Genomic DNA, 25,599 nt, shown 5'->3' on the forward strand with positions numbered 1-25,599 from the left:
TTATTATTCTTGTAGTCGTTATTGTATTGATTATTAGGCAGCTTATCCCGAAGAAAGTAGATAGCTTCGATCTTCTTGGTATACCAATCATGGCTATAATCAGAACTTATATGGGTCTTCCAAATAGATTGGACTATATTATTACAATTGAATTAATTAGCTTGCTTATATTAGGAGCGATAGTTGGTTATTGGCAAGCTAAGAGGGTGAAAGTTTTTCATCATAATAATCAATTATGTAGTGTTGGAGGCTATACGTATATTATCGGATGGATTATTATGCTTTTGGGCAGGATTGTTATTTTATTGTTGTTCAATCTTAACTCGCTCGTATCGACATTTCAAGCGGGACAGGAACAGTTTACGAGTGAAATAATTAAAGTTCTTTCTCATGCTGGAGATTGGTTAATATGGTCTACTATTCTTGCATCTTCCATCATGTATACCGTTACCTTATATAAAGATCACCCGGATATCAAGAAATTAATACATGATCGTTTTAAAGAAATAAAACAACGAATAAAATATTAATTTAACTAATTGTTGTTATATGGGCCATTGCCACATGCCCATCAACTTAAGAAAACAAATCAGCCCCAAAACGAAAAAATGAGCTTTTTTGTTACAAGTTAGCACAAAATTTCGTTCTGGGGGTACTATAAAATTGTAGCTTGATGGAGATTTGACGTTACCCCTATAAAGGTATGGTTTTCGTACTTTTAAATACAATCATGTCACTTAAGTAATGTGAGCGTCGCTGCTATTACATTGTCCACAAATGAACGTTGGGGGCGAGATTTCATCATAACCGTTAGACCGATTAACGCTACAATCAGTGCCTGTGCCAAAGACTTTGCATCTGTGTTGAATTCCAGCTCACCTGATTGGATTCCTCGTTCGATCGTCTCCTGAAAAATGACGGCGAGGTACATTTGATGTTCTCTGGTCAAAATTTCAAATCTCTCATCATGAGGTGCTAGTTCAACCATTGTATTGATACAAAAACAACCTTTACTAAGATCCCCTGCGTATTCTTCATTGACGACATCGGCAAAGAAAATAGAAAATGCCTCTTTTACAGAGGAGTGACTTTGAAGCCTATTTCGTATATCAGAGGCCCGAGACATTGTATACCTGCGAAGTGTGGCTTCAAACAATTCTTTCTTATCTCCAAAAGTCGAATAAATACTAGGGCGTTGAATGCCCATTCTAGAAGTAAGATCACTTAATGAGGTAGCCTCATATCCCTTCTCCCAAAATAACTGCATTGCTGCATCTAAAACTTGATCCTCATCAAATTCACGGGTTCTTGCCATTAAGAATTCTCCTCCTCAAACTTTGATTTTATTAATTGTTTTAGGATAGGTGTGTAGGTAATTACAATTGTTTTTTTATTACCAAACAGTATGTAATTATTATATAATTAGCTATTCTTCCTGTCAAATCAAGATCCATTCATTTAATGCAACATTAACTTTAGTGCAAAAAAATCGTTGACATCATGAATAAGGCTAAGTTATATTTACCAGTAATCATATTGTACTGAACGGTATGTTATGATTAAAAATCTAATGTGATTGGAGGTTAAGGTATGTGCAAAACAGAGACAAATATAGAAGATGATCCACTCTACACTAAGATAAGTCATAAATCTTCCATAACAAAACCTAATTTGAATCAACAGCCATCCATGTCTCACGCTTTGGTATTATTGTTTGCGACTGCCTGTGGAATGTCTGTTGCCAATATTTACTTTGCACAGCCGTTGCTTGATCAACTATCTAATGAGTTTGGTATTAACCATTCCATTATTGGTGTTGTTATTACCATTACACAAATTTTTTATGGATTGGGCTTACTACTACTCGTACCGCTTGGAGATTTGCTAAACCAGCGACGTCTAATTGTCGGTCAGATGCTATTATCTACAACAGCTCTGGTTATAGTTGGTACTGCTTCCTCCAGCATGGTACTTTTCGCAGGTATGGCTTTGGTGGGTCTGCTTGCAGTTGTGACACAGACTCTCGTGGCGTTTGCAGCGACCATCGCTTCCCCTACAGAAAGAGGACGTGTCGTTGGCATTGTAACAAGTGGGATAGTTATTGGCATACTTCTCGCACGTACTTTTGCTGGTATATTAACAGATGTTGCGGGATGGCGTTCTGTATATCTATTTTCTGCAGCGCTCATGCTTTTGATGGTTTTTATGTTTATAAAGATGTTGCCCAATGTTGAGCGCGAGGTAAAATCGCTATCCTACCCTCAGTTGATTAGATCGGTGCTTGCTTTGTTTATTCAAGAACGAACTTTACGCGTTCGCTCCGTTCTAGCCATGCTGATTTTTGCTGATTTCAGCATTTTGTGGACTTCACTAGTACTGCCACTTAGTACACCGCCAATTGCTCTATCTCATAGTGCAATTGGCGCATTCGGTCTTGTAGGTGTGGCTGGAGCCTTGGCTGCGGCACGGGCAGGGAAATTGGCCGATCAAGGTTACGGACAACGAACGACAGGCATTGCTTTAGCTCTATTATTGATTTCATGGTTGTTCATCAGCTATATAGAGCAGTCATTAATCGCATTAGTGATAGGGATAGTTCTACTTGATTTGGCCGTACAAGCAATACATGTCACGAATCAAACCATGATCCTTCCATTGCATACAGAAGCACGGAGTCGACTTACTGCTGGATATATGGTGTTTTATTCTATCGGCAGTGCTGGTGGTTCAATTGCGTCGACTCAAATATACGTACACTTTGGCTGGGGAGGGGTTTCCTTACTCGGAGCCTCTGTCAGTGCTTTAGCTCTTCTTTTTTGGGCTATGACCAGACGAGTTAAGATTTTATGAAATAAACGTGTGCTAGCCAATATGAGAAACACGTTACTACCATAAAGGAAATGATTAATTTTTTTGACTTAAAATCTAATTGGACTAGGAGAGATAACAAATGGAAATAGGTATTACGTCTTTTGTAGAAACGAAACCAGATGTTCATAGTGGTGAAGTGATAAGTCACGCACAGCGATTACGTGAAGTTGTTGAAGAAATCGTTCTTGCTGATCAAGTAGGACTTGATGTGTTTGGTGTTGGTGAGCACCATAGAAAGGATTATGCAGCATCCTCTCCAGCGATGGTTCTATCAGCGGCGGCACCACAAACGAAAAAGATACGGCTCGCGAGTGCAGTAACCGTGCTTTCTTCAGCTGATCCTGTGCGCGTTTTTCAGGATTTTTCTACACTGGATGGCATTTCAAATGGACGCGCAGAGATTATGGCGGGTCGTGGTTCCTTTATCGAATCTTTTCCATTGTTTGGCTATAACTTGAAAGACTATGAAGAACTGTTTGAAGAACATTTGGACCTACTGCTCAAAATACGTCAGTCCGAAAAAGTGACTTGGGAAGGCGGACATAGACCAGCAATCAATAATTTAGGTGTGTATCCAAGACCTGTTCAAAATCCTTTACCGATATGGGTTGGTAGCGGTGGGAATCAGGAATCTGCTATCCGTGCCGGTTTTCTGGGATTACCACTTATGCTGGCGATTATTGGTGGTAGCCCAATGCACTTTGCACGAATTGTACAGCTATATAAGAAAGCAGCGGCTCACGCTGGTCATGATGTATCAAAGCTTCAGGTGGGATCTCATTCAATTGGATTTGTTGGAGAGAATACGGAATTGGCAGCAGATACATTTTTCCCTTCCACTCAGGCAGGCATGAATAAACTTGGTAAAGAGCGGGGGTGGCCTTATTATGATCGTTCCAGCTTTGATGCTGCACGAAGTTTTGAAGGGGCGTTGTATGTTGGTGATCCAGATACAGTCGCCGAAAAAATCATTCATCTTCGTAAGCATGTAGGGATTACACGCTTTATGATGTATGTACCATTAAGTACCATGCCACATGATCAAGTCATGCGTGCCATAGAATTGCTTGGAACAGAAGTTGCCCCTCGGGTAAGAGAGGAAATTGCCAAATGGGAAGCTGAAGGAGAACAGGAGACACATCTATTCCGTTAATTATTCCATAAGGATTACATCAAGTTTCATTATTTAACTGGAGGAATTTATATGAAAATTGACAGTCAAGTATTACCAGAATTAAAACAGGCTTTCTCACAATTTCCAGGCTTTCAATTAGAGGGGGATTTAGAGGCGAGTCGAAGTCTCTTGTCGAATCCACATTTGGAAAAATCAGAGCTTGTAAACATGACCAAGCGAATGATTCCTGGCGCAGCCGGCGAGATGTTAGTTAAAATTTACGAACCCGTTGAGAAAAATCTTGATAAACTTCCAGCTATGCTGTGGATTCACGGTGGTGGATACGTAATGGGCCACCCTGATATGGACGATGTTTTGTGTGAACGCTTTGTTCAGACTGCTGAATGCGTTGTTGTGTCTGTCGATTATCGACTTGCGCCTGAACATCCTTATCCAGCGGCTATTGAAGATTGTTATGCAGGCTTGGTTTGGATAACAAATGAGGCAGACTCGCTTGGAATTGATGTGAATCGAGTTGCGATCGCCGGTGCAAGTGGAGGCGGTGGACTAACAGCAGCGCTTGCGTTAATGGCTCGTGATAAAGGAGGTCCATCTATTATTTTTCAGATGCCGCTGTATCCGATGCTTGATAGCCACAACATAACACCATCAAGCTATGAGATTATAGAAGACAATGCAACATGGAATAGATCAAACAATTTAACGGCTTGGAATATGTACTTGGGAAAGAAGAACGATACTAACGAACCATCTCCCTATGCCGTACCTTCGAGAGCAGACAACTTAGCAGGACTACCGCCAACTTATACATGTGTAGGTCAACTCGATTTATTCCGAGATGAAATTATTGAATATGTAACACGACTTGCACAAGCAGGAGTAGATGTTGAATTTCATCTCTACCCCGGCTGCTTCCATTGCTTTGAAGTACTTGTGCCTGAAGCCGAAGTGAGTCAGCGTGCCAGTCAGAATTATTTTGATGCGATGGCACGGGCGCTTCATCCATAACTTATCTTAGTTCAGTCATCGGGGTGTTCAACTGAAGGCATGAGTGATAGCTCTAAATTTATTCGATGAGTAGAGATTACAGAAAGAAGTACAAATAGTGCCACCATATACTTTGAATTTTGCCCCTTACTCATTGATTAATAACAGGAAATACTTCAAAGTTGGAATAGTTAACCAAGGTTTCAAAATAGTGTGCTAGCAATTCAACTTTTTTACTGCGGTTACGATGATAAGCACAATCAACACTTTGGAGCGGTTTTTTTCGTAAGTCGAGTTACTTTTTTAATCGCATTCATACTAAACAGCAGCAGGAAAGGGCGCCAATTGAACATTGGCACCGTTTATAAGAAGCGATAGACTGCATCCTTAGCTGGATCTTCATTTCAAGCTCGGAAAAAATAGAATTAAGTTCTTTTGGTAGTTGATGATATTGGTTATTTTGAGCTATTGTAGTTAAGGCACCTCTTCTGTGGTAGTGATTTCTAGGTAATCTCACTATACCAAGGATCGAGGTGTTTTTCATTTTACTCAAGTTGTACAGTACACAATTGATAGACTCTAAATTCAATATAGCTAAATCTCCCCGCTTATTTTATAGGTGCGAAAGTTGAGTTATTTGATTCCCATCTTAATGAAGAATTATTGAAATATATTTCTCCATTAGAATGGGAACACATTAATATTCTAGGAAAATACCGATTTAGTATAAAAGAAATTGCATCATTAGACTCCCTACAATCACTACAAACAACTTAACAGTAAAAAGCCAATTATTCTCTTAGAGTACCGGAAATCGGCTTTTTCTTATGAAATTTTGCTTAGCGTACGAAATTCGCGTTTTGATGGTGCTCCCCCATAATGTTGAAAAGGAAAAGAACATCTGTGGAACTAGTGGTGACAATAGAGTTGTTCCACAAATGAGACAGAAGAATAGTGTGCCCTATCTGAGAAAATTGGAATATTATGATTGTAGAAACTGCAGCTATTGAAAATAGAACAAATAAAAGCTAAATAACAATAATATAATCTCTTTTCTAGATATGCCTTTATCAAGAATCAAAGAACTTAATACCACTTAGTACAAAAGCATCAGAACTTGGGCTATAACCAACTAACTTTCTTGTTCCTTCAATATCAATTCGTTTAAACCTGTTGTTAGATACACCATGTAAAATTGAAAATGGAGGTAAGTTCTTTGCCGTCATCGACTTTAAGAGAAGGTCCATAAAATCTTCTGGGCTTAAGTATGCACTCATATCTCTAGCTGTTAGTGGTTTACCATATGGATTATAATCATCATATGCACCTATACGAATAGCAAGACTTTGTAACCCTTCTTCATAAGCAAAATAAGAAGCGACAGCCTCTGCAAAACACTTACTTACCCCGTACATATTTTTGGGCCTCGTGGGTGAATAAGCATGTGGTTGATAATCCAAAGGATAGCCTTCAATTGTTTGAGCACTGGAAGCAACTATCACTTTGGATACATTATTATCACTAGCAGCTCTAAAAATATTATAGGTTCCCTTTATATGATTTTCTAATAAGGAGCCATAAAAATCAGCATTTGGCGAAGGATTACCTGCCAAGTGTATAACTATATCTATACCTTTCGTAAATTCTTGACAAGCAGCTAAATCAGAAACATCTAAATATATGATTTCATGATTTGTATCTTTAAAAGTTTCTAAAGCAGATAAGTTAATATCTGCTAGCCGTAACTGGTAATTCCCTTGCTTATCTAGGAATCTTGTAACATCTTGGCCAATCTTACCTGCAGCACCTGTAACTAAAATTTTTTGCATTTCACTTCATCCTTCCATAAAAAATACATTCCTTGTCAAGGGTCATATAATAGAGCATGCACTTATTATATGTTGGTAATGGCATTAAATAAAACGAAGAAATATAATGGAGACATGAATAAAATTCATGAGGAGGACCATAGTGACTTTAACAAAATATGAAATATTTAACAAAGTGGCAGAACTCAATAGTTTTACAAAAGCTGCAGAAGTGTTAGGTTTCACCCAATCTGCTGTAAGTCATGCAATTAGCAGTTTGGAAAAAGAGTTGTCCTTTCCTTTATTTATTCGTAATCACTCTACTTTAACATTGACCAAAAATGCAGAGGAGCTTTTAATTACCGTTCGGAAAATTTTATACTATAACAACATGCTGAAGCAGGAAGTAGCCGCTATCAATGGGTTCCAAAAAGGAACAGTAAGAGTGGGGGTTTTTTCGAGTATTTCTAAAAACTGGATTCCTGGTATTCTTAAAAAAATGGAGGAAAAGTTTCCAAATATTGAAATCGAATTACTGGAAGGAAACTATGCTGAGGTTGAGAATTGGTTACAAAACGGGAGATTAGATTGTGGATTTATTAATAATGATACTTACTTTGAATCCTTTGAAAAATCCTTTGAAATCGTACAATTGAAGAGGGATCGACTTTTATGTGTTGTATCTAACCAATCCCCATTATGTAAGGAAAACCAAGTATCAATGCAACAAATAGAAAATGTACCTTTTATTATGCCAACATATCAGTGTTATGATGATATTCAAAAAATATTTAGGGAGAATAAAGTTAGTCCCAATATTAGATTCGAAAATATGAATGAATACTCAGTGATCTCCATGGTGGAGAATAATCTAGGAATTAGTATATTGCCAGAAATGATTATACCGACATCAAAAATTTCTTTTGCAGCCATTCCACTTGAAAGTGATAGCTATCGAACTATTGGATTAGCTATAAGAAAACCAACCTCACTCGCGACTAAGAAATTTTCTGAGATTACTAAAAGGTGGGTATCATTTGAATCAATTTAATTTTGCCAAAATCTGAGTTATTTAAACTGATAGGGTTCTTCTTGAACGGAGCAGATTAGTTCAATAAGCAATGAGAAAAAGTTATATATTATGTGTTGATGTAGAACTATAATATACAAAAATCAGGAGGTAATTATATGATAATATATAAATTATACGACAGAACACCCTAATAACTTTGACTAATTACTAAACCTATATGAATCTTTATGGTGGAATTCACTTAAATTAACAAGTAATGATTTGGAACGAATGTGCAATCAAAGTTGATACGCCATTTACGCATTTGATGAAAAATAATTAGTGGGTATGGGACGTGTTATTTCAGATGGTGTAATTACTGGAGTAGTTTGGGGAATATGCGTTCTACCAATCTATCTGTCCGAAGGAATCGCCGCCATGTACAAATAGCGCTGGGCAATTGAATCATTTTTCCGCTGGATTTAGCTGAATTTGAACGTTCCCGTATTGTTTGGCACAACATCCAATGCGTTGTTCAATCAGTTATTCACAGCTATAATTGCCTATGCTTTGCTGAAATTTCTTCGTGCACAAGGCCAAAAGACAAAATAAACGCTTGTCATTTGCAGGTTTCACACGCCTGTTTCTTTGTGAAGCCTTGTCAATTGAGTGACAAATTAGTTTGAAAGAAACACTTGAATTCTACAGGTCGATAAATCAAGAAACTGTATTACTTTGGTTAATCAACATACGTGTTAATTTATAGTATAATGATTGCTTGAAATAATGCGGTGGAAAACAGGGAAAAGAGGGAACCGATGCCTACTATACTAGTTGCTGACGACGATGCGAACATTCGCGAACTCGTCTGTTTATTTCTACGCAACGACGGATTCGCAACAGCTGAAGCAGCGGACGGCAAGGAAGCACTGGCCGTCTACATCTCAACGAATGTCGATCTTGTCGTACTTGACATTATGATGCCGATTATGGATGGTTGGACGTTAAGCAAGGAGCTCCGAAGAGCCAATCCTGATCTACCTTTACTTATGCTGACTGCGAGAGGAGAAACATGGGAGAAAGTGAAAGGTTTCGAACTTGGGACGGACGATTATTTAACCAAACCATTCGATCCGTTAGAGTTGACGGTTCGTGTTAGGGCACTACTCAAACGATACAAGATTGGCTCCACGCAGACGATCCATTTAGGGAACGTCATCCTTGATCGACAGACCTATAAGGTGATGAAAGGGACGGAGTCGCTTACGTTGCCGCTAAAGGAGTTCGAATTGCTGTATAAGCTCGCTGGAACACCCGGACAAGTCTATACGCGCGTGCAGTTGATCGATCAGATTTGGGGTATCGATTACGCCGGAGATGATCGAACGGTAGACGTACATATTAAACGGCTGCGTGAACGGTTCGCGACAACACCCGATTTTCGGATCGAAACGGTGCGCGGGCTTGGGTATCGGCTTGAGGTTTATGAATGATCAGATCCTTATATATACGTGTTGTCCTGACATTTTTAGTCTCCATCATCGGGGGCACGATCATTTCTTTTTTGGTGTCAACTTGGATATTCGAAGATAAATTGAACGAAAACGCTCAAATCAACTTACGTAACTTTGGCCAAGACATCGTCCGGATTTACAAGACCTTTCCGTTACATGAAGCGGACTTGTTCGTAAGTGAAATGAAGCAGCTCGATTCTTATTATATTCGAATTTACGAAGCAACGGGTCAGTTCAAGTCTTACGGTAAACGTCACGGACACAAACCTGCGCCTGTGACGATGGAGCAACTAAAGAAAGTATTAGATGGAGGTGTTGTTCAGGACACTCCTAATGGTATTGCCACGGTCCTCTTAGGGTTGCCGTTGAAAACGGAAATGGGAACGAAAGCGATATTTTTGGAAGCGCTCGCCCCTCCTTCAGCCTCTTTTGTCACAAAATGGGCATTGGTCTTTGCAACATGTTCGTTGATTGCAGGAAGCTTATTGATTCTAGTTGCCTCTGTATTCCTGGTAAGACCGATAAAAAAGCTGACAAAAGCGACCAAGCGGATAGCATCTGGAGATTTCAACGTCAAGTTGAATATTAAGCAAACGAGTGAGCTGGGTACTTTGGCTCGTAGCTTCGAAGAAATGATGCACGATCTGCAGCAACTTGAGCGGATGCGCAGGGAATTCGTAACGAACGTGTCGCACGAGGTTCAGTCTCCGCTCACTTCGATATCCGGTTATGCTCTAGTGCTTAAGCAAGTTGACCTTTCAGAATACGAACGAAGCCGTTATCTTGATATTATCATCGCTGAAGCGAAAAGGATGTCCAAAATGAGCGATAACCTGCTAAAGCTGAGTTTTCTTGAATCGCAGTCAAAGCAACTGCGGCTCGTCACGCTCAGCCTCGATGAACAAATCCGACGGATAATCGTGGCGCTCCAGCCACAATGGTCTGCTCGCGATATACATTTCGAGCTTGATTTACAGACAGTTAAAATAACGGCTGATCATGACCTGTTAAATCAGGTATGGACGAATATCCTCAGAAATAGCATCAAATTTTCCGAGGATACCGGCGTGATTAACGTAAGCATCAAACAAGATATCAAAAACGTGACAATCCTAATATCCGACACTGGTATTGGTATTCACCTTGACGACCAGAAGCGTATATTCGAGCGTTTTTTTAAGGCCGATCGTTCCCACAGTCGTAAGTATGACGGAAGTGGTATGGGACTCGCTATCGTTAAACAGATCGTGTCGCTTCATCAAGGTGACATCCGAGTGAAAAGTGAACCTGGTCAAGGAACGACCTTCATTGTCACCTTGCCAATCACTACACCAACAGATTAGTTAGATTCATTCTCTATGCTACGACTCATATGCAAGCTTACTTGCATATAGAGCCGTAGCATTTTTTTTGGCAGTTCATATTCAGTTCATATTGTCGTCATGGTGAGTACATCTTCATTGGTTAAGTTTTCATTACAGGCACATGAAGGAAGGCAAACAGATCAGGACAGGAGAAGATGACAGTGACACAACAAGAGGAAAAGAAAACGCTGAGTGGAATGAAAATAAAGAAAGTGCGAAACATCTTACTTAAAATCATAGGAGCAATCGTTCTAGCCATTGTACTTTTTTTAGGTATTGTTTATATCGCAAATGTGATGAGTAGTCATTCGGAGCAAAAACGAATAGTGCCCTACGGGCAGCACGTATCTGTAGACGGGAGAAACATGAATGTGTTAATTCAAGGCGAGGGCGAGGAAACGATCGTGCTCCTGCCTGGTTATGGAACAGCTACTCCAGGGCTTGATTTTAAGCTTCTTATCGATGAATTATCTCCATTTTACAAAGTTGTTGCGGTAGAGCCTTTCGGTTATGGATTAAGTGATGAAACTGTAAAAGAGCGAACCACGGAGAATATGGTAAGTGAAGTTCATGAAGCTCTACAGCAGCTTAATATTAACAGATACATGCTCATGGGCCACTCCATTACAGGCATTTATGGAATTGATTATGTGAACAAATATCCAAACGAGGTGACTGCATTTGTCGGAATCGATAGCAGTGTTGCAACACAACCGGGTATGGATATCAATTTCCCATTAAAAACGTTTGCATATCTCAAAAAATCAGGTCTCTTAAGATTGGCTATGAAAATCAGTGCTGACCCCTATGCTGGACTGGCATTTGATGAAAAAACCGTAGAGCAAATGAAAATGATTTCGAATAAAAACATGTATAATGACACAACCTTGAATGAGATGGACCATATTTCGTCTAATTTTAAAGGGGCTCAAGGTTTAATCTTCCCTAAATATCTTCCACTTCTTCTCTTTGTACAAGCGAATAATGAAGGTGTAGCAGGATGGATACCTCTGCATGAAGGGCAGATCAAAGACTCGGTACATGGAAAAGTAGTAACCATGGATGGATCACATTATTTACACCATACCAAATTCAAAGAAATCGCTGAAAACGTTAGACTATTTATGAAAGAAGTAAAGTAAGTGTTCAGAGAAAGGTTCATCCGCTATTTTATGCATTTGTCTACAGTCTGCAAGACCATCATTTCGATGGTCTTTTTTATGTCCAAACAGTTGTATATTTCCAAACTGATATTATCCCCTTTAAGTAGACAGTGTAAAAAGACCATGTACATACATGGATGTTACACTATTACTTGGAGGGGATTTTTCATGACTAAAAAAGGTTCAACATTTATTACATATTCAGAAGAATTAAAGTTAGCGGCTGTTCAAAGTTATTTAAACGGAGAAGGAAGTTACAATATGATAAAGGAAAAATATCAGATTAGAAGCTCTACACAACTAAAAAATTGGGTGAAAAAATATAAAGAATTTGGTGAAATTACAGATACTCGTGGAAAAAATGGTGGAATGAAAGGTATATCAAATCCTCTAAAAGGCAAACGCGTTCATTTTAAGACGATTGAAGAGGAACGTGACTACTATAAGGCACAGGTTGAATATTTAAAAAAGCAGTATCCGAATCTGTAAATGGAGGTGCACTAAAATATACGGTGAGATATCATATTATTGAATCATTAAAGGGGAAATATCCAGTTATATGGCTTACGAAATTTGCGGGTGTACATCGTTCAAGTTACTATAAGTGGATTCATACAAAAAGTATGAAAAACATGCGACTAGAATCCGAGAAACGATTAAAAAAAGTAATACAATCTATTCACGTAAGGCACAAGGAATATGGTTATCCACGTATGAAAATCGCTTTACAGGAAGAGGGATATTTTATAAATCACAAAAAAGTATATCGCTTAATGAGCGAGCTCAACATTCAATCTATTATTCGAAAGAAGCGTCGCTTCTTTAAAGGGAACTATTCCAATGTTTTTCCGAATGTTTTAAACCGTGAATTCAAAGATCGCCAACAAAATGAAGCGCTTGTTACAGATATTACTTACCTACGATTCCAAGAGGGATTTCGGTATCTTTCTGTTGTACAAGATATTTATAATAACGAAGTTGTTTCTTGGAAAATATCCAAGCGCAACGATAATGAACTTGTATTAGATACAATTGAAATGTTGGCACAAAAAAGAGATGTGCGTGGAACCATTCTCCATTCAGATCAGGGATTCCAGTACACATCTCACGCCTACAACAAACGACTTTTAGGTTTAGGTATCATTGGCAGCCACTCTCGCAAAGGAAACTGCCATGATAATGCCTGTATTGAGTCATTTTTCTCCCATTTTAAATCGGAAATGTTGTATTTGAATCATTTTAAAACAGAAGCAGATTTAATACAAGCAATTGAAGAGTATATTTATTTTTATAACTATAAACGGTTCCAAAAACGACTCAACCACCGAGCTCCGATAGAATATCGAATCTCGATGGCTGCTTAGTCTTTTTAATATTGTCTACTTGACAGGGATAAGACCAATACATGGTCCATTTCTTAATAATTGTGCATACTACAAATATCCAGCACGAATTATCTTTAAGGAGGAACGTTTCGTGAAAGATAAGTCCTATAAAGTCCTCTCTATGTGGATTTTACAAATTTTATTTTATTTTACTACTGTACATGTGACGAAATATGAGCACGCGCTCATTTTTACAATTATATATGTCATCATAAATGTACTATTCCTATTTTTAGCTGATAAAACAGCATTTATTTTCTTCATACTGGGAACCATTATTTCAGTATTCTATTTATTTTATGAAGCATGGCTTCACTTATGGAGTACATCAGATCAATGGGAATATATTATTACCCACTTCCTGATGGCAGCTAACTTCTTCATTGTTTATATTTCAACCCATCTATTAAAAAAGGTTATCCTTAAAAATAAAGAGTTAACTGAACGAGTGAGAGTGCTTGAGCAATACATTGGAGAATCAAAATTATTAACAAGACAAGAATTCGAAAGACGACAAGCATTATTAACAACTGCGATGAATCGTCGGAATGAAACAGGCATTATCATTTTCTTCGATTTCACTTCCTTTAGTAAATATACGAAGGAAAGCGTCATGGATCGTGTAGCTTCATTATTAGTTGATACAGTCAGAACTGACTTTGACCTTGCTGCTGAATATGACAGCAACACATTAGTCATTTTATTACAAAACACAAATAAAGCCGGTGCTGACATTGTAATGAACCGTCTACATCCAAAAATGAAGCAATGGCTTGCTGCTGAAGCAATTCAAGATATTAAAATAAAACGAGAACAAATCAATACAAAAGGACATACCCCACTATGATGACACTCGTTATGCTTCTTTTATTTATTTTGTTTTGTGTACTTGTTTTCTGGATCAGCATCACATTTTCAATTAAATATGTATTGATTTTTACGGCCTTTCTATTCTCTGGTTTACTCGTTTATTACTCTTTCTTAACAATTGCGGGCTTAATTCATCGAAATAGTAAACGAAAAGATCGTACGCTAGAACATTATCCAAGTGTAGATATTTTAATACCTGCCCATAATGAAGGGGTTGTTATTAAAGATACATTGGAAGCGATGGCAAAGATTGAATACCCAGGCAAACTAAACGTTTATTTATTAAACGATAACTCTCAAGATGAAACACCTGAAATTGGCGATGATTTCGACAGAGCTTATGCTCATATTCATCACATTCGTGTACCACCTGGCGAACCGAAAGGAAAATCGCGTGTATTAAACTACGGCCTTAGCATTTCGGATGGTGAATATTTCTGTGTTTACGATGCAGATAATCAACCTGAACCACATGCACTGCGAATGCTCGTAGAACATGCTGAAACAACAAAGGATGCCGTTGGAGCAGTTGGACACGTTCGTACAGTAAATGAAAAAAGAAATTGGCTTACACGAATGATTTCATTAGAATTTCAGATTTTCCAGCTCCTTATGCAATCTGGACGCTGGCTATTATTCCAAACAGGTTCACTAACCGGAACAAATATGCTTCTTCGTCGTTCCGCATTAGAAGAACTTGGCGGCTATGACCCTTATGCAATCGCAGAGGATGCCGAATTAACATTAAGAATTACCCAAAAGGGCTATCTCTTACCAATCGTCCCGGAATCGATTACATGGGAACAAGAACCTGAGCATTTAAACATTCTTATTAAACAGCGTACACGTTGGCTTCAAGGAAACTTATACATTTTAGAAAAAATGTTTTCTTCGTTAAGCTTCTTTAAAGGAAAACTTCTCGTCCATTCCTTACAACAAGTTTTAGTGTATGTCGTATTTTGGCTATTCCTAATCATTTCAAACGTTTGGTTTGTAATTGGACTGCTCGGCATATTCCAAATTCAATATAGCATTCCATTACTATTTATGTGGTATGTCGCATATATTACATATGTTTCTCAATTATTTAGTGCCCAGAGCGTCGAACGAACCTTTACACCGACCAACATTTTCATAAGCGTCATTATGTACTTTACGTACGCACAGCTCTTTACGTATTTGTTTATTCGCAGTCTCATTCTTTACTTACGTGCAAAGAGCAAGAAACAAGTAATTGGTTGGGATAAAACAGTACGATTTAAAAAAGAAAAATAGATTTCATTAAAAAATAAGCACAGAGCGCCGTATGCTCTGTGCTTATTTTTTACCGTAATACTATATATCAGACAATACCCCTTAGCAGAAAGTTATTTCACGTCCATCCCCCAACGAACGATCGACCTTCATTTATATACGAAAAAGTGATTGCTATTTTTGTAGAACCAATTGCTTCTCTTGATGCTCTTTACGAGTTTCAGTCTTCGGTTCCGTGCTTTCTTGGGCATTTCGATGTGCCACACGTTTCAAGCAAATATGCTTCCACTTTCTTTCGTAACGTTTCATTATTCTAGTTGTCCCCCTTGAATGCGATTTAAAACTATTTGAAATCGCTTACAGGAAATAATATAGCACATATACATAAAAGTGACAACACATTTCCGACATATTTTTGTCACAAATATGAATATAATGTGTAAAATATCGGATATTGTCGAACCATATCGATTTTTCTTTTTAAATTACCGATATCTATAGTATTCCGCAACAAAGTAATGCTTTTCCTACAATAGGATAGAACAGTGAAAAAGGACTGCCGACATTCGACAGTCCTAATACTATTTATATATACAGAATTTTTTTCTTCTATTATTAATGTTATTTCATACGCCCTTCTTTTTGCAACTCTTTAAATAGTGCTGCAATCATAAAGAAAATAACAAATACAAATGGGAATGCCGCAATAATCGACGCAGTTTGCAGCGCCTCTAATCCACCGACATACAATAAGGTCGAAGCTATCGCCGCTAGAACAATACCCCAAACCATTTTGATGCGATTTGGTGGGTTTAAGCTACCATGTGTCGTTAACATCGCTAGAACAAACGTAGCAGAGTCTGCCGATGTAATAAAGAATGTTGAAATAAGTAAAATAGCTAACACACATAAAGCCGGGCCCATACTACCCATCTGGTCTAACATAGCAAATAATCCTACTTCTGTGCCCATTTCTTTAATTTGACCATATATATTCGCCCCGTCGAACAATTCCATATGAATACCTGTTCCTCCGAAAACAGAGAACCAAAGCGCACCAATTACTGTTGGTACGAGTAACACACCAATAACAAATTCACGAATTGTACGCCCGCGTGACACACGAGCAATAAACGTACCTACGAATGGTGACCATGCAATCCACCATGCCCAGTAGAAAATCGTCCATGACTGAATCCATTGATTTCCGCCTTCATTTAATGGACTTAAACGGAAACTCATACTTGGTAATTCTTGAATGTATGATCCGATTGTTGAAGTGAAATAATTCATAATAAAGTTTGTTGGACCTGCAAATAATACAATTATCATAAGTGCAAACGCTAAAATAATATTCGCATTACTTAAATATTTAATTCCTTTATCGAGTCCCGTTTGCGCAGATAGCATATAAAGAACAGTTACAATTCCAATGATTACTAGCTGTGTCGGTAATGAGTTTGGAATGGATGTTAAATAACTAACACCACCCGCAATTTGCTTCGCCCCAAGTCCTAATGATGTTGCCACACCAAATACTGTCGCAAATACAGCTAGAACATCAAACATATGTGCAATACGGCCATGTTCACCGCCTTTAAATAGTGGACCCACTGTCGCACTAATTGTACTTGCTCTTCCTTTTCTAAATGTAAAATACGCAATACATAATGCTACAAGTGCATATAATCCCCACGGATGTAATCCCCAATGGAAAAATGAGAAACGAAGTGCAAGACGTGCACTCTCTTCAGTCGCACCCTCTCCAAACGGAGGTGTGTATAAATGATTCAATGGTTCTGCAACGCCCCAGAAAACCAAACCGATTCCCATACCGGCACTAAATAACATAGCAAACCATGTCATATAACTATAATCAGGTTCATCATCATCTTTACCTAAACGAATCGAACCGTACTTAGAAACAATTAAGAAAATAGCAATTCCTAAGAAAATAGAAACGGAAATAATATAGAACCATCCAAACTTACTAACTAACGCAGCTTGAATTGCAGTCGTTACATTTCCTAAGCTACCTTTTCCAATAATAGATTCGGGAATAATCCCCCAAAATGTAAATGTAATACATAATGTTAATGAGACAATAAATGTTTTCGTCAGTTTCCTCATCAAATCCCCCTTCGTATGTTTCATTTCTTGTGAATATCATAAATTCCGATGTGTTAAATCGGATAGAAAACCATAGTTTTTTGTGGTGATTTTCTTTCGGCTCTCTCAAGTTTGCCTTCACCAATTAGAGTTCTTATGGACAGCCTTACCTTCCGTACAACCTTTTCACTCTGCAAGAGCTACAAGATTGGAATACTACTGTCAAATTGTGTGAGAAAAATGCGGATGGGAAGAGATTTTCCCAAAAAAGGATGTGTTACAGTTTTAAAAAAGGGCAGATTTATTCTTTATAACCCTTTCTTCTTGTAACAATTATGCGGTTTTTTTGCTAGTATATAGCGCGTGTTTATAACTTCACAAACGAGATGTTTATGTTTATATAACTATATTACCCATAAAACGGTAAAATACTCAAGGAATGTAACTGTATAGTAATCATTTTGTAACACGTTAGCAATACTTTTATCTCCACTGAAAAAAATGTTGTAGTAAAAATTTTGACTATAACTATAAACCTACTAAAAGTACGGAGTGAAAAACGCTTCCCTCTAATTCTAGCTATATTACAAATTGTTAACGACTTATTACGAATGGTTTGTAATTGTGTGTTTTCCCAAAATCCGAAAAAATCTGTTGCTATAATGAGGACACGAAAACAAACGCAATGGAGGCTATCATGAAAAAATTAATTGGAATAGCAACAGCAGCAGTTTTTGGTCTTGGGATTTTCACCGCATCTGCTAACGCAGAAACTGTTGTAAAAACAGACGTACTAAATGTACGAGAAAACCCTACTACTGAATCAAAAGTTGTCGGTAAATTACAGAATGGTCATAAATTAGATGTTCTAAATACAGAAAACGGATGGTCACAAATCAAATTAGATGGTAAAGACGCATTCGTAAGTACAGAGTTTACAAAGAACTCTTACTATGTAACAGCTAACGTATTAAATGTACGTGCTGAAGCGAACACAAACTCAGAAATTCTTGGAACGCTTAAGAAAGACGATATGATCGAAACAACGAACCAAGTACAAAATGAGTGGTTACAATTTGAATATAACGGGAAAACGGCTTATGTTCATGTTCCTTTCTTAACAGGTACAGCACCTGTTATCGAGAAACAAGAAACGCCTGCTCCTGCTAAAGCGCCAGCTAAGGCTCAAGCACCTGCACCAGTAAAAACAGCTGCTAAGCCTGCTGTGAAAGCTGCTGAAACTAGCGAACCTTCTAATGGTCGTGAGTTAACAGTTGTAGCTACAGCATATACAGCTCATCCGAGCGAAAACGGTGGCACATACGGCGGCCGTGTATTAACTGCAATGGGTCATGACCTAACAGCGAACCCAAACATGAAAATGATCGCTGTTGACCCGAAAGTAATCCCATTAGGATCTAAAGTATGGGTTGAAGGTTATGGAGAAGCAATCGCTGGTGATACTGGCGGTGCAATTAAAGGTAACCGTATCGACGTTCTACTTGGATCAGATAGCGCTTCTCAAAAATGGGGACGCAAAACTGTTAAAGTGAAAATTTTAAAATAACCAATGACTGCTAAATTACAGCCGGTTCTCTTTATTGAGAGCTGGCTTTTATTTTTTTATAATAGCTATAAGGGGGTTATGTCCATGAATATACAAGCAAAAGTAGACTGGGTCGGTACACCAAAACCGTACATATATAAAGATGATGTAACATATGATGCAATCGCAATTGACTTCTCGCTAACAAACGATGACAATCGCTATAAATTAATTGTGCTCAAGTCTGAAGAAAATACACATTACAAACTCGTACAATACGGAATAAAACCAGGCTCTCAAAAGCCATTCCCTATTGATATTCCATTCGAGCAAAACATGTTACCAATTATAAAACAAATATTACATGATCCATATGTAAAAGCGGTATTACAAGAATCACGCTCTTAATTCCCAAAAAGGATGTTCCTAGTAGGAAAGTTCAACTAGGCAACATCCTTTTTTGTAATCAGAATTTCATTTTTTCTGTTTTGAGCATTTTTTGTTTATAATGGTAAAGGAAAGAAATCTGTGTACGGAGGAATATTATGCTGCAAGACTCAATTACGAAAGATGAAATTATGATGATTGCGAATGAATTCGTTCAAGGGCTTGATCCACAGCAAGTTGCTGATCAGGAGCATGTCGCTACAGCTCGGCACCTATATCGTAGTGGTGTTGTCTATAACGTTGACTTTGATGGCTATACACTATCCGGAACTGTAAATGCTGAAGGCAGTGTATATAGCGTTCACATCCCGATTCGTAATGTCACTGAAAGCTATTGCGATTGCTTCGCACCAACGCAATGTCAGCATATGCTTGCTGTGTTACTATCTGCAGCTTCTAGTTTTGGGCAGGTAGGAGATGTATTAACTTTATTCAAAAATAATACAAAACCTTCTCTTCCTCCTATTCGAACTGCACGACAAGTATTGCAATCATCAGCTTTTGAAGAAATGGATTATAAAAGTTGGCAAACATACTTTGAAAATGAATATGAATCATTTAAAAAAGAACAAGCGCGGCTCACTTATAAACAAATGTATTTTCTTATGAGTCTTTTTACAGACTTCTATACAAAATTAGAGCGGAAAGCTCCGCGCATCGTTGCTATTCATGAATTATTTAAGTTGCACGCGGCACTTTATTGCTTTCAAAAATTATTAGAAGAAATTCAAGAATTTGAAGCAAACAAACTATATTCTTATCACCAACCAGTTAACGTCGTTCGCCTATTCGTTGATAAAGTTGAATCTACCGTTAGGGACCTAAAAACAGAGGAGATTCCAGAAGAATCCAAACCGATTTTACAAGAAACAGCTCGGCTCATACATGAAGCATTCTTCTCTACCGATGCCTATACACAAGAGCGATTCTTCATTTATCGTCACGTATGGGGTGAACTGTTAAGAACAGAAGAGCAGCTACAAGAAGAAGAAAAACGAATCGATGCTAAAATCAATCCACTTTCCAAAGCATTAGCATCTTCTCATCTGCTCTTTTTAAATAATGAAGACTTATCGGCAATGGAATTACTCAAAAAACAGCCTGCTTCTGTTGTGAGCCTTTACTTCTATTGGTTAGAAGAGTTATTAAGTGCGATGCAGTGGGACCGTGCTAAAAGCTGGCTTTCCTTTACTTATAAACAAGTAAAAGAAACGATAACGGAACAAGAGAATACCGTCTTCATACAAGATATCGTTCGATTATTTGTGATGATGTATGAGACATATGCAACGCATACGAATGAACAAGCGGGATTAGAAATGATTTTACAAGAACTATTACCGTATAGTTTCACAAATTATGAACAATACGTACTAGCGAAGAAACAATACCATGCATGGACGGAACTTCAGCTCTTGTATGGATTCGAAGTAATCGAACTTTTGAAAGAACCATTGAAAGATATTGAAAAAGAAGCGCCCGAAGCAGCACTTCCTCTTTATCACCATGCCGCAATGGAAGCAATTGAAGAGCGAAATCGCAAATCATATAAACGTGCCGTTCGTTACTTAAAGAAATTACGTATGCTTTATAAACGACTGAAGCGAACTGATGAATGGGATGCTTTCATTATTCATATCGCTAACTTACATTCACGTCTGCGTGCACTACAAGAGGAATTACGGAGAGGAAAATTAATCGATGATCATACAAACTGAAGTAACAATTAGGCTCCAGCACGTTAGTCAAGGTTGGTTCCTTTGGGGAGAAGATGATAGCGGTACGCTCTTATCCGTAGCAACTTGGAAAAAAAATGCATTCGCATGGCACTCTACTTCCTTCTACGGAACGTTTTTAAAAGAAGCAACGTATGAGGGAAAACAAGGCGTTATGTTAACGAATGCACAGGCATTTGAATACATCGCAAATAAACCGATGAATTCATTTGCAAATATGCAAATGAACGGTCCTATTACGGCACTTACAAAGGACGCAAGTGAATTATGGGACGCTTTCGTCAGCGGCAGCTTCGCACCTGACATGAAGCATTGGTCTCAGCAGCCATCTTGGAAAGTTCAGAATACCTCAATTGAAGATGACATGTTAGCATCGCTTTTCTCTGCCGCTGTGAACGAAAGTATTTTGCAAGATGCTCGCTCAAATGACGGATGGGAAGATGCAAAGAGACTATATGAACATTACGACTTTACGAAAAGGCAATTGGAAGCAGCACTACATGAAGAAGATTGGCTTCGAAAAATTGGTTACATTGAAGATGACCTTCCATTTACAGTCGGCTTAAGACTACAAGAACCGCAAGAAGAACTTGAAATGTGGAAGCTTGAAACAATCGTTACACCAAAACGTGGTGCGCATCGCATATATGTATATGAAAGTATCGATTCCTTGCCAAAACGATGGCACGATTACGAAGAACGGATTCTTGAAACACAAGAAGGATTCAGTAAGCTCGTACCGTGGCTAAAAGAGGACGACAAGTTCCGAGAAGAACTCTTTGAAACGGAAGCTTGGAACTTCTTAACCGAAGCAAGCAATGAATTACTCGCAGCAGGTATTACAATTCTACTACCATCATGGTGGCAAAATTTAAAAGCAACAAAACCAAGGTTACGTGTACAGCTGAAGCAAAGTACAGCACAAACACAGTCTTTCTTCGGTATGAATACGCTCGTTAATTTCGACTGGCGCATTTCAACGGACGGAATTGATTTATCAGAAAGCGAATTTTTCGAACTCGTTGAGCAGAACAAGCGTCTTTTCAATTTAAATGGTCAATGGATGAGACTTGATCCTGCCTTTATTGAAGAAGTAAGAAAACTAATGCACCGTGCCGATAAATATGGACTAGAAATGAAAGACGTGTTGCAGCAACATTTATCTAGCACGGCGGAAACAGAAATTGTAGAAGACGATAGTCCGTTTAGCGATATTGAAATCGAACTAGATGGATATTATGAAGAACTTTTCCAAAAGCTTCTGCACATTGGAGATATTCCAAAAGTAGATACACCATCTTCGCTACAAGCAACACTCCGCCCGTATCAACAACACGGGATTGAATGGTTGCTATACTTACGAAAGCTTGGATTTGGGGCATTATTAGCCGATGATATGGGACTTGGAAAAAGTATTCAAACGATAACTTACTTACTATACGCTAAAGAAAACAATCTCCAAACAGGTCCTGCATTAATTGTGGCACCAACATCAGTCCTTGGAAATTGGCAAAAAGAATTTGAGCGTTTCGCACCAAGTTTACGTGTTCAGTTACACTATGGTAGTAACCGAGCTAAGGATGAGTCATTTAAAGATTTTCTTCAATCAGCAGATGTTATATTAACTTCTTATGCATTAGCTCAGCTTGATGAAGAAGAACTTAGTACGTTATGCTGGGACGCTGTTATTTTAGACGAAGCACAAAATATAAAAAACCCACATACGAAACAGTCGAAAGCAGTAAGAAACTTACAAGCAAATCATAAAATTGCTTTGACCGGTACACCGATGGAAAACCGACTTGCTGAGCTTTGGTCTATTTTCGACTTTATCAATCATGGGTATCTCGGAAGCTTAGGACAATTCCAGCGCCGCTTCGTCACACCGATTGAAAAGGACCGCGATGAAGGAAAAATCCAGCAAGTTCAGCGGTTTATCTCGCCGTTTTTACTGCGTCGTACGAAGAAAGATCAAACAGTCGCATTAAACTTACCAGATAAACAAGAACAGAAAGCTTATTGTTCACTAACTGGTGAACAGGCTTCCTTATACGAACAACTTGTTCAAGATACATTGCAAAATGTAGAAGGATTAAGCGGAATTGAAAGACGCGGATTTATATTACTTATGCTGAACAAGCTAAAACAAATTTGTAACCATCCAGCCCTTTATTTGAAAGAAGAAGAACCACAAAATATCGTCGAGCGCTCTATGAAAACAAAAACGGTAATGGAGCTCATCGAAAATATAAAAGACCAAAATGAAAGTTGCTTAATCTTCACTCAGTACATTGGCATGGGGAACATGCTAAAAAGTATGTTAGAAGAAACATTCGGTCAGCGCGTCCTCTTCTTAAACGGGAGCGTACCGAAGAAAGAGCGTGACAAGATGATTGAGCAGTTCCAAAACGGAACGTATGACATCTTCATCTTATCATTAAAGGCCGGCGGAACAGGATTAAACTTAACTGCTGCCAACCATGTCATTCACTATGACCGTTGGTGGAATCCAGCTGTAGAAAACCAAGCAACAGACCGTGCTTATCGCATCGGTCAAAAACGCTTCGTTCACGTTCATAAACTTATTACAACAGGAACACTTGAAGAGAAGATTGATGAAATGTTAGAACGAAAACAATCATTAAACAACGCCGTCATTACAAGCGATAGTTGGATGACCGAGCTATCAACAGACGAACTAAAAGAATTACTTGGCGTATAAGGTGGATACATGAAAAAGGAGCAAATCTCTAACTGAGATTAGCTCCTTTTTCTATGCCAAAACCAATTGCTTATTATAATTCCTGTTAACCCGCCGCACGTATCAAGCAATGAATCTTGCCACATCGGTGTACGGTCTCCCGTAAACCATTGATGAATTTCATCAAATGTTGCATACCCGGCAACGAAAAGGAGGGCGTATGCAAAGCATCTTTTTCTCGAATAACCCGATCGATGAAAAGCATAATACGTCAATGAACCGAGCATAAAGAACACCATAAAATGAGCACCTTTACGTAGGAAAAACTCAACAAATCCACCTACACCTTTATTTGCAATACTAACAGGCGTACCTCCGCCATAATCGATAGATACCCATGAAAAATGCTCTTTCACAAACTCAACATTTATATATTGCTCAATATCCGAGCGCATATCCTGTTTTTTATATGGCTGTGCTGAAGAATAGAAAATAATCCCCATCCATAGTAATACAGGAATCCAAAATAACCATTTACGATTCATTCTCCCGAAAGCTCCTCTCTTAGTCTTTTAAGAGTACCAAAAAAAAGAAAAAATTTCACGCCAAAACATGACATTTACCACCTATTTATAAAGTGAAAGGGGGTGATAAACATGGCAATTGAAACAATCGTAATGGATTTAACTTTACGCCTTGTATTAAACGGAGGATTAGACAAAAACGGTAAAACAGTTTTTAAGAACAAGCAGTTCAAACGTGTGAAAACAAATGCAGATTTAGGAAAAGTACATGAAGTAGCACGCGCTCTTGCTTCACTACAACAATCATCACTTCACGCTGTACAACTTGTAAGCACGTCAGATCTTTCTAACCTGTAATTAAAAAGGAGGGAATAAAGCATGCAAGTACTAGAGTTAGTTTTCGTAAAAGAAGATGGAAAAACAGTTGTCTTTTCTATCGATAATCCCATTACACCAGTAAATGAACTAGTCGTAAATCAAGCAATGGATACCATTCTTTCTTCATCTGTATTTTCATCAATTGGTGAAAATACTCGTAAAAAAGGAGCTCGCCTCATAGAAAAAAATGTATCTGAGGTTCAGATCACTCCGTAAATCAAAAAGACGAATCTGCATTATTTTGCAGATTCGTCTTTTTTCTTCGGCATTTCAATTGGAATAAAGATGTTTGAAAAACCAACACAAACATACTTATAATTCTCTCCGCCTAAATCAAACTCTGTCGTATATGTTGAGAAGAAAATATAATCATTTCGCTTTGTATAATGTTCGATTAATAATCCAACTTGTGGTTCAACATACTTATTTGCCAATTTCTTTCCCGCTGATGCTAAGTCGCCAAGTATACCCTCTTTATTTTCTTTCTCAACCTCTTCTAACTTCTTACTCACATCATTACGCTTCATAAATTGTTTTGCTGCCCAATCCGTATATTCTCCCTTACCCGGATTACTGTTTGCTAAATAAACTAAGAGAACAACAGCTAGAGCCATAATAATATACTTTTTTTTCATACTATATCACCGCCTACTCTTTTCTATTTTCATATATATGTACAAGCGATGCAAATTAGAAAGACTATCATCTATTGATTGTAAACGAACCGTGAAAATTTACAATACGAAACAAAAGATTAACAATGATTTTACATTATTCGTATATAATTATATTCAG

The 25,599-nt window shown here is 38.0% G+C and carries 24 protein-coding genes and 1 pseudogene; 19 read left to right on the plus strand and 6 right to left on the minus strand.

Annotation, left to right across the window (positions count from 1 at the left end; all coding sequences use genetic code 11):
- Positions 1-2: 2 nt before the first annotated feature.
- The gene (locus AB3X48_RS05820; RefSeq protein ID WP_367959026.1) at positions 3-530 is read left to right on the plus strand and encodes a hypothetical protein; all 528 of its coding nucleotides are present in this window, start codon (positions 3-5) and stop codon (positions 528-530) included.
- 203 nt (positions 531-733) lie between these two features.
- On the opposite strand, the gene AB3X48_RS05825 is transcribed toward AB3X48_RS05820, so the two are convergent.
- On the minus strand, positions 734-1,315 hold the full coding sequence (locus AB3X48_RS05825; RefSeq protein ID WP_088099381.1) for a TetR/AcrR family transcriptional regulator: 582 nt from the start codon (positions 1,313-1,315) through the stop codon (positions 734-736).
- Positions 1,316-1,590: 275 nt separating this feature from the next.
- On the opposite strand from AB3X48_RS05825, the gene AB3X48_RS05830 reads away from it, so the two are divergent.
- From AB3X48_RS05830 to AB3X48_RS05840, 3 genes are all read left to right on the plus strand, one after another.
- Positions 1,591-2,850 (plus strand): MFS transporter, encoded by a 1,260-nt coding sequence (locus AB3X48_RS05830; RefSeq protein ID WP_016105534.1) that lies wholly within the window; start codon positions 1,591-1,593, stop codon positions 2,848-2,850.
- A gap of 100 nt (positions 2,851-2,950) precedes the next feature.
- Entirely contained in the window at positions 2,951-4,024 is a 1,074-nt protein-coding gene (locus AB3X48_RS05835; RefSeq protein ID WP_016091903.1) for an LLM class flavin-dependent oxidoreductase, read from the plus strand.
- Positions 4,025-4,075: 51 nt separating this feature from the next.
- Positions 4,076-5,014 (plus strand): alpha/beta hydrolase, encoded by a 939-nt coding sequence (locus AB3X48_RS05840; protein WP_199710133.1) that lies wholly within the window; start codon positions 4,076-4,078, stop codon positions 5,012-5,014.
- Positions 5,015-6,063: 1,049 nt separating this feature from the next.
- Here the strand turns inward: AB3X48_RS05840 and AB3X48_RS05845 are convergent.
- Complete coding sequence (locus AB3X48_RS05845; protein ID WP_002014092.1) at positions 6,064-6,822, minus strand: NAD-dependent epimerase/dehydratase family protein; 759 nt, start codon at positions 6,820-6,822, stop codon at positions 6,064-6,066.
- 142 nt (positions 6,823-6,964) lie between these two features.
- Between AB3X48_RS05845 and AB3X48_RS05850 the strand changes: the two genes are divergently transcribed.
- From AB3X48_RS05850 to AB3X48_RS05885, 9 genes and pseudogenes are all read left to right on the plus strand, one after another.
- Entirely contained in the window at positions 6,965-7,852 is an 888-nt protein-coding gene (locus AB3X48_RS05850; protein WP_002165339.1) for a LysR family transcriptional regulator, read from the plus strand.
- A gap of 147 nt (positions 7,853-7,999) precedes the next feature.
- A pseudogene (locus AB3X48_RS05855) lies at positions 8,000-8,245 on the plus strand (GNAT family N-acetyltransferase); the annotation flags it as partial.
- Between the two features lie 386 nt (positions 8,246-8,631).
- Positions 8,632-9,306, plus strand: coding sequence for a response regulator transcription factor (locus AB3X48_RS05860; protein ID WP_001142154.1), 675 nt, complete (start codon positions 8,632-8,634; stop codon positions 9,304-9,306).
- Positions 9,303-10,670: a sensor histidine kinase gene (locus AB3X48_RS05865; RefSeq protein WP_088099379.1), complete on the plus strand. Its 1,368-nt coding sequence runs from the start codon at positions 9,303-9,305 to the stop codon at positions 10,668-10,670. The genes AB3X48_RS05860 and AB3X48_RS05865 overlap by 4 nt, the downstream gene beginning before the upstream one ends.
- A gap of 182 nt (positions 10,671-10,852) precedes the next feature.
- Positions 10,853-11,833: an alpha/beta hydrolase gene (locus tag AB3X48_RS05870; protein ID WP_078181932.1), complete on the plus strand. Its 981-nt coding sequence runs from the start codon at positions 10,853-10,855 to the stop codon at positions 11,831-11,833.
- A gap of 189 nt (positions 11,834-12,022) precedes the next feature.
- Positions 12,023-12,343: a helix-turn-helix domain-containing protein gene (locus AB3X48_RS22055; protein WP_002114332.1), complete on the plus strand. Its 321-nt coding sequence runs from the start codon at positions 12,023-12,025 to the stop codon at positions 12,341-12,343.
- A 23-nt stretch (positions 12,344-12,366) separates the two neighbouring features.
- On the plus strand, positions 12,367-13,218 hold the full coding sequence (locus AB3X48_RS05875) for an IS3 family transposase (RefSeq protein WP_016103639.1): 852 nt from the start codon (positions 12,367-12,369) through the stop codon (positions 13,216-13,218).
- A gap of 112 nt (positions 13,219-13,330) precedes the next feature.
- Positions 13,331-14,086 (plus strand): diguanylate cyclase domain-containing protein, encoded by a 756-nt coding sequence (locus AB3X48_RS05880; RefSeq protein WP_088099690.1) that lies wholly within the window; start codon positions 13,331-13,333, stop codon positions 14,084-14,086.
- On the plus strand, positions 14,083-15,384 hold the full coding sequence (locus tag AB3X48_RS05885; RefSeq protein ID WP_204208512.1) for a glycosyltransferase family 2 protein: 1,302 nt from the start codon (positions 14,083-14,085) through the stop codon (positions 15,382-15,384). Before AB3X48_RS05880 ends, AB3X48_RS05885 begins: the two co-directional genes overlap by 4 nt.
- A 153-nt stretch (positions 15,385-15,537) precedes the next feature.
- Here AB3X48_RS05885 and AB3X48_RS05890 read toward each other — a convergent pair whose 3' ends face one another.
- Both AB3X48_RS05890 and opuD read right to left on the minus strand, forming a co-directional pair.
- A complete protein-coding gene (locus tag AB3X48_RS05890; RefSeq protein ID WP_002068447.1) occupies positions 15,538-15,672 on the minus strand; it encodes a hypothetical protein in 135 nt (44 codons plus the stop codon).
- Between the two features lie 312 nt (positions 15,673-15,984).
- Positions 15,985-17,493 (minus strand): glycine betaine transporter OpuD, encoded by a 1,509-nt coding sequence (opuD, locus tag AB3X48_RS05895; RefSeq protein ID WP_367959035.1) that lies wholly within the window; start codon positions 17,491-17,493, stop codon positions 15,985-15,987.
- A gap of 676 nt (positions 17,494-18,169) precedes the next feature.
- Here opuD and AB3X48_RS05900 point away from each other — a divergent pair.
- From AB3X48_RS05900 to AB3X48_RS05915, 4 genes are all read left to right on the plus strand, one after another.
- A complete protein-coding gene (locus AB3X48_RS05900) occupies positions 18,170-19,039 on the plus strand; it encodes a cell wall-binding protein EntA (RefSeq protein ID WP_367959037.1) in 870 nt (289 codons plus the stop codon).
- Between the two features lie 84 nt (positions 19,040-19,123).
- Positions 19,124-19,426: a DUF3910 family protein gene (locus AB3X48_RS05905; RefSeq protein ID WP_199715268.1), complete on the plus strand. Its 303-nt coding sequence runs from the start codon at positions 19,124-19,126 to the stop codon at positions 19,424-19,426.
- A 137-nt stretch (positions 19,427-19,563) separates the two neighbouring features.
- Positions 19,564-21,183 (plus strand): SWIM zinc finger family protein, encoded by a 1,620-nt coding sequence (locus tag AB3X48_RS05910; RefSeq protein ID WP_199715269.1) that lies wholly within the window; start codon positions 19,564-19,566, stop codon positions 21,181-21,183.
- Complete coding sequence (locus AB3X48_RS05915; RefSeq protein ID WP_016106660.1) at positions 21,167-23,923, plus strand: DEAD/DEAH box helicase; 2,757 nt, start codon at positions 21,167-21,169, stop codon at positions 23,921-23,923. The genes AB3X48_RS05910 and AB3X48_RS05915 overlap by 17 nt, the downstream gene beginning before the upstream one ends.
- Positions 23,924-23,961: 38 nt before the next feature.
- Here AB3X48_RS05915 and AB3X48_RS05920 read toward each other — a convergent pair whose 3' ends face one another.
- Positions 23,962-24,447: a VanZ family protein gene (locus AB3X48_RS05920; RefSeq protein ID WP_002068432.1), complete on the minus strand. Its 486-nt coding sequence runs from the start codon at positions 24,445-24,447 to the stop codon at positions 23,962-23,964.
- A 111-nt stretch (positions 24,448-24,558) separates the two neighbouring features.
- On the opposite strand from AB3X48_RS05920, the gene AB3X48_RS05925 reads away from it, so the two are divergent.
- Both AB3X48_RS05925 and AB3X48_RS05930 read left to right on the plus strand, forming a co-directional pair.
- The gene (locus AB3X48_RS05925) at positions 24,559-24,783 is read left to right on the plus strand and encodes a DUF1659 domain-containing protein (protein WP_002112951.1); all 225 of its coding nucleotides are present in this window, start codon (positions 24,559-24,561) and stop codon (positions 24,781-24,783) included.
- Positions 24,784-24,804: 21 nt separating this feature from the next.
- Positions 24,805-25,020 (plus strand): DUF2922 domain-containing protein, encoded by a 216-nt coding sequence (locus AB3X48_RS05930; protein WP_088099695.1) that lies wholly within the window; start codon positions 24,805-24,807, stop codon positions 25,018-25,020.
- Positions 25,021-25,040: 20 nt separating this feature from the next.
- Here AB3X48_RS05930 and AB3X48_RS05935 read toward each other — a convergent pair whose 3' ends face one another.
- Positions 25,041-25,439 (minus strand): DUF4359 domain-containing protein, encoded by a 399-nt coding sequence (locus AB3X48_RS05935; protein ID WP_002034805.1) that lies wholly within the window; start codon positions 25,437-25,439, stop codon positions 25,041-25,043.
- Positions 25,440-25,599 lie beyond the last annotated feature (160 nt).

This window comes from Bacillus sp. S4, from assembly GCF_040838205.1.
Classification (GTDB): Bacteria; Bacillota; Bacilli; order Bacillales; family Bacillaceae_G; genus Bacillus_A; species Bacillus_A cereus_U.

Excerpts from the sequence above, each read along its gene's own strand:
- AB3X48_RS05825 (WP_088099381.1), bottom strand. The coding sequence starts at position 1,315 with ATGGCAAGAACCCGTGAATTTGATGAGGATCAAGTTTTAGATGCAGCA.
- AB3X48_RS05830 (WP_016105534.1), top strand. The coding sequence starts at position 1,591 with ATGTGCAAAACAGAGACAAATATAGAAGATGATCCACTCTACACTAAG.
- AB3X48_RS05835 (WP_016091903.1), top strand. The coding sequence starts at position 2,951 with ATGGAAATAGGTATTACGTCTTTTGTAGAAACGAAACCAGATGTTCAT.
- AB3X48_RS05840 (WP_199710133.1), top strand. The coding sequence starts at position 4,076 with ATGAAAATTGACAGTCAAGTATTACCAGAATTAAAACAGGCTTTCTCA.
- AB3X48_RS05845 (WP_002014092.1), bottom strand. The coding sequence starts at position 6,822 with ATGCAAAAAATTTTAGTTACAGGTGCTGCAGGTAAGATTGGCCAAGAT.
- AB3X48_RS05860 (WP_001142154.1), top strand. The coding sequence starts at position 8,632 with ATGCCTACTATACTAGTTGCTGACGACGATGCGAACATTCGCGAACTC.
- AB3X48_RS05865 (WP_088099379.1), top strand. The coding sequence starts at position 9,303 with ATGATCAGATCCTTATATATACGTGTTGTCCTGACATTTTTAGTCTCC.
- AB3X48_RS22055 (WP_002114332.1), top strand. The coding sequence starts at position 12,023 with ATGACTAAAAAAGGTTCAACATTTATTACATATTCAGAAGAATTAAAG.
- AB3X48_RS05885 (WP_204208512.1), top strand. The coding sequence starts at position 14,083 with ATGATGACACTCGTTATGCTTCTTTTATTTATTTTGTTTTGTGTACTT.
- AB3X48_RS05890 (WP_002068447.1), bottom strand. The coding sequence starts at position 15,672 with ATGAAACGTTACGAAAGAAAGTGGAAGCATATTTGCTTGAAACGTGTG.
- opuD (WP_367959035.1), bottom strand. The coding sequence starts at position 17,493 with ATGAGGAAACTGACGAAAACATTTATTGTCTCATTAACATTATGTATT.
- AB3X48_RS05900 (WP_367959037.1), top strand. The coding sequence starts at position 18,170 with ATGAAAAAATTAATTGGAATAGCAACAGCAGCAGTTTTTGGTCTTGGG.
- AB3X48_RS05905 (WP_199715268.1), top strand. The coding sequence starts at position 19,124 with ATGAATATACAAGCAAAAGTAGACTGGGTCGGTACACCAAAACCGTAC.
- AB3X48_RS05910 (WP_199715269.1), top strand. The coding sequence starts at position 19,564 with ATGCTGCAAGACTCAATTACGAAAGATGAAATTATGATGATTGCGAAT.
- AB3X48_RS05915 (WP_016106660.1), top strand. The coding sequence starts at position 21,167 with ATGATCATACAAACTGAAGTAACAATTAGGCTCCAGCACGTTAGTCAA.
- AB3X48_RS05920 (WP_002068432.1), bottom strand. The coding sequence starts at position 24,447 with ATGAATCGTAAATGGTTATTTTGGATTCCTGTATTACTATGGATGGGG.
- AB3X48_RS05925 (WP_002112951.1), top strand. The coding sequence starts at position 24,559 with ATGGCAATTGAAACAATCGTAATGGATTTAACTTTACGCCTTGTATTA.
- AB3X48_RS05930 (WP_088099695.1), top strand. The coding sequence starts at position 24,805 with ATGCAAGTACTAGAGTTAGTTTTCGTAAAAGAAGATGGAAAAACAGTT.
- AB3X48_RS05935 (WP_002034805.1), bottom strand. The coding sequence starts at position 25,439 with ATGAAAAAAAAGTATATTATTATGGCTCTAGCTGTTGTTCTCTTAGTT.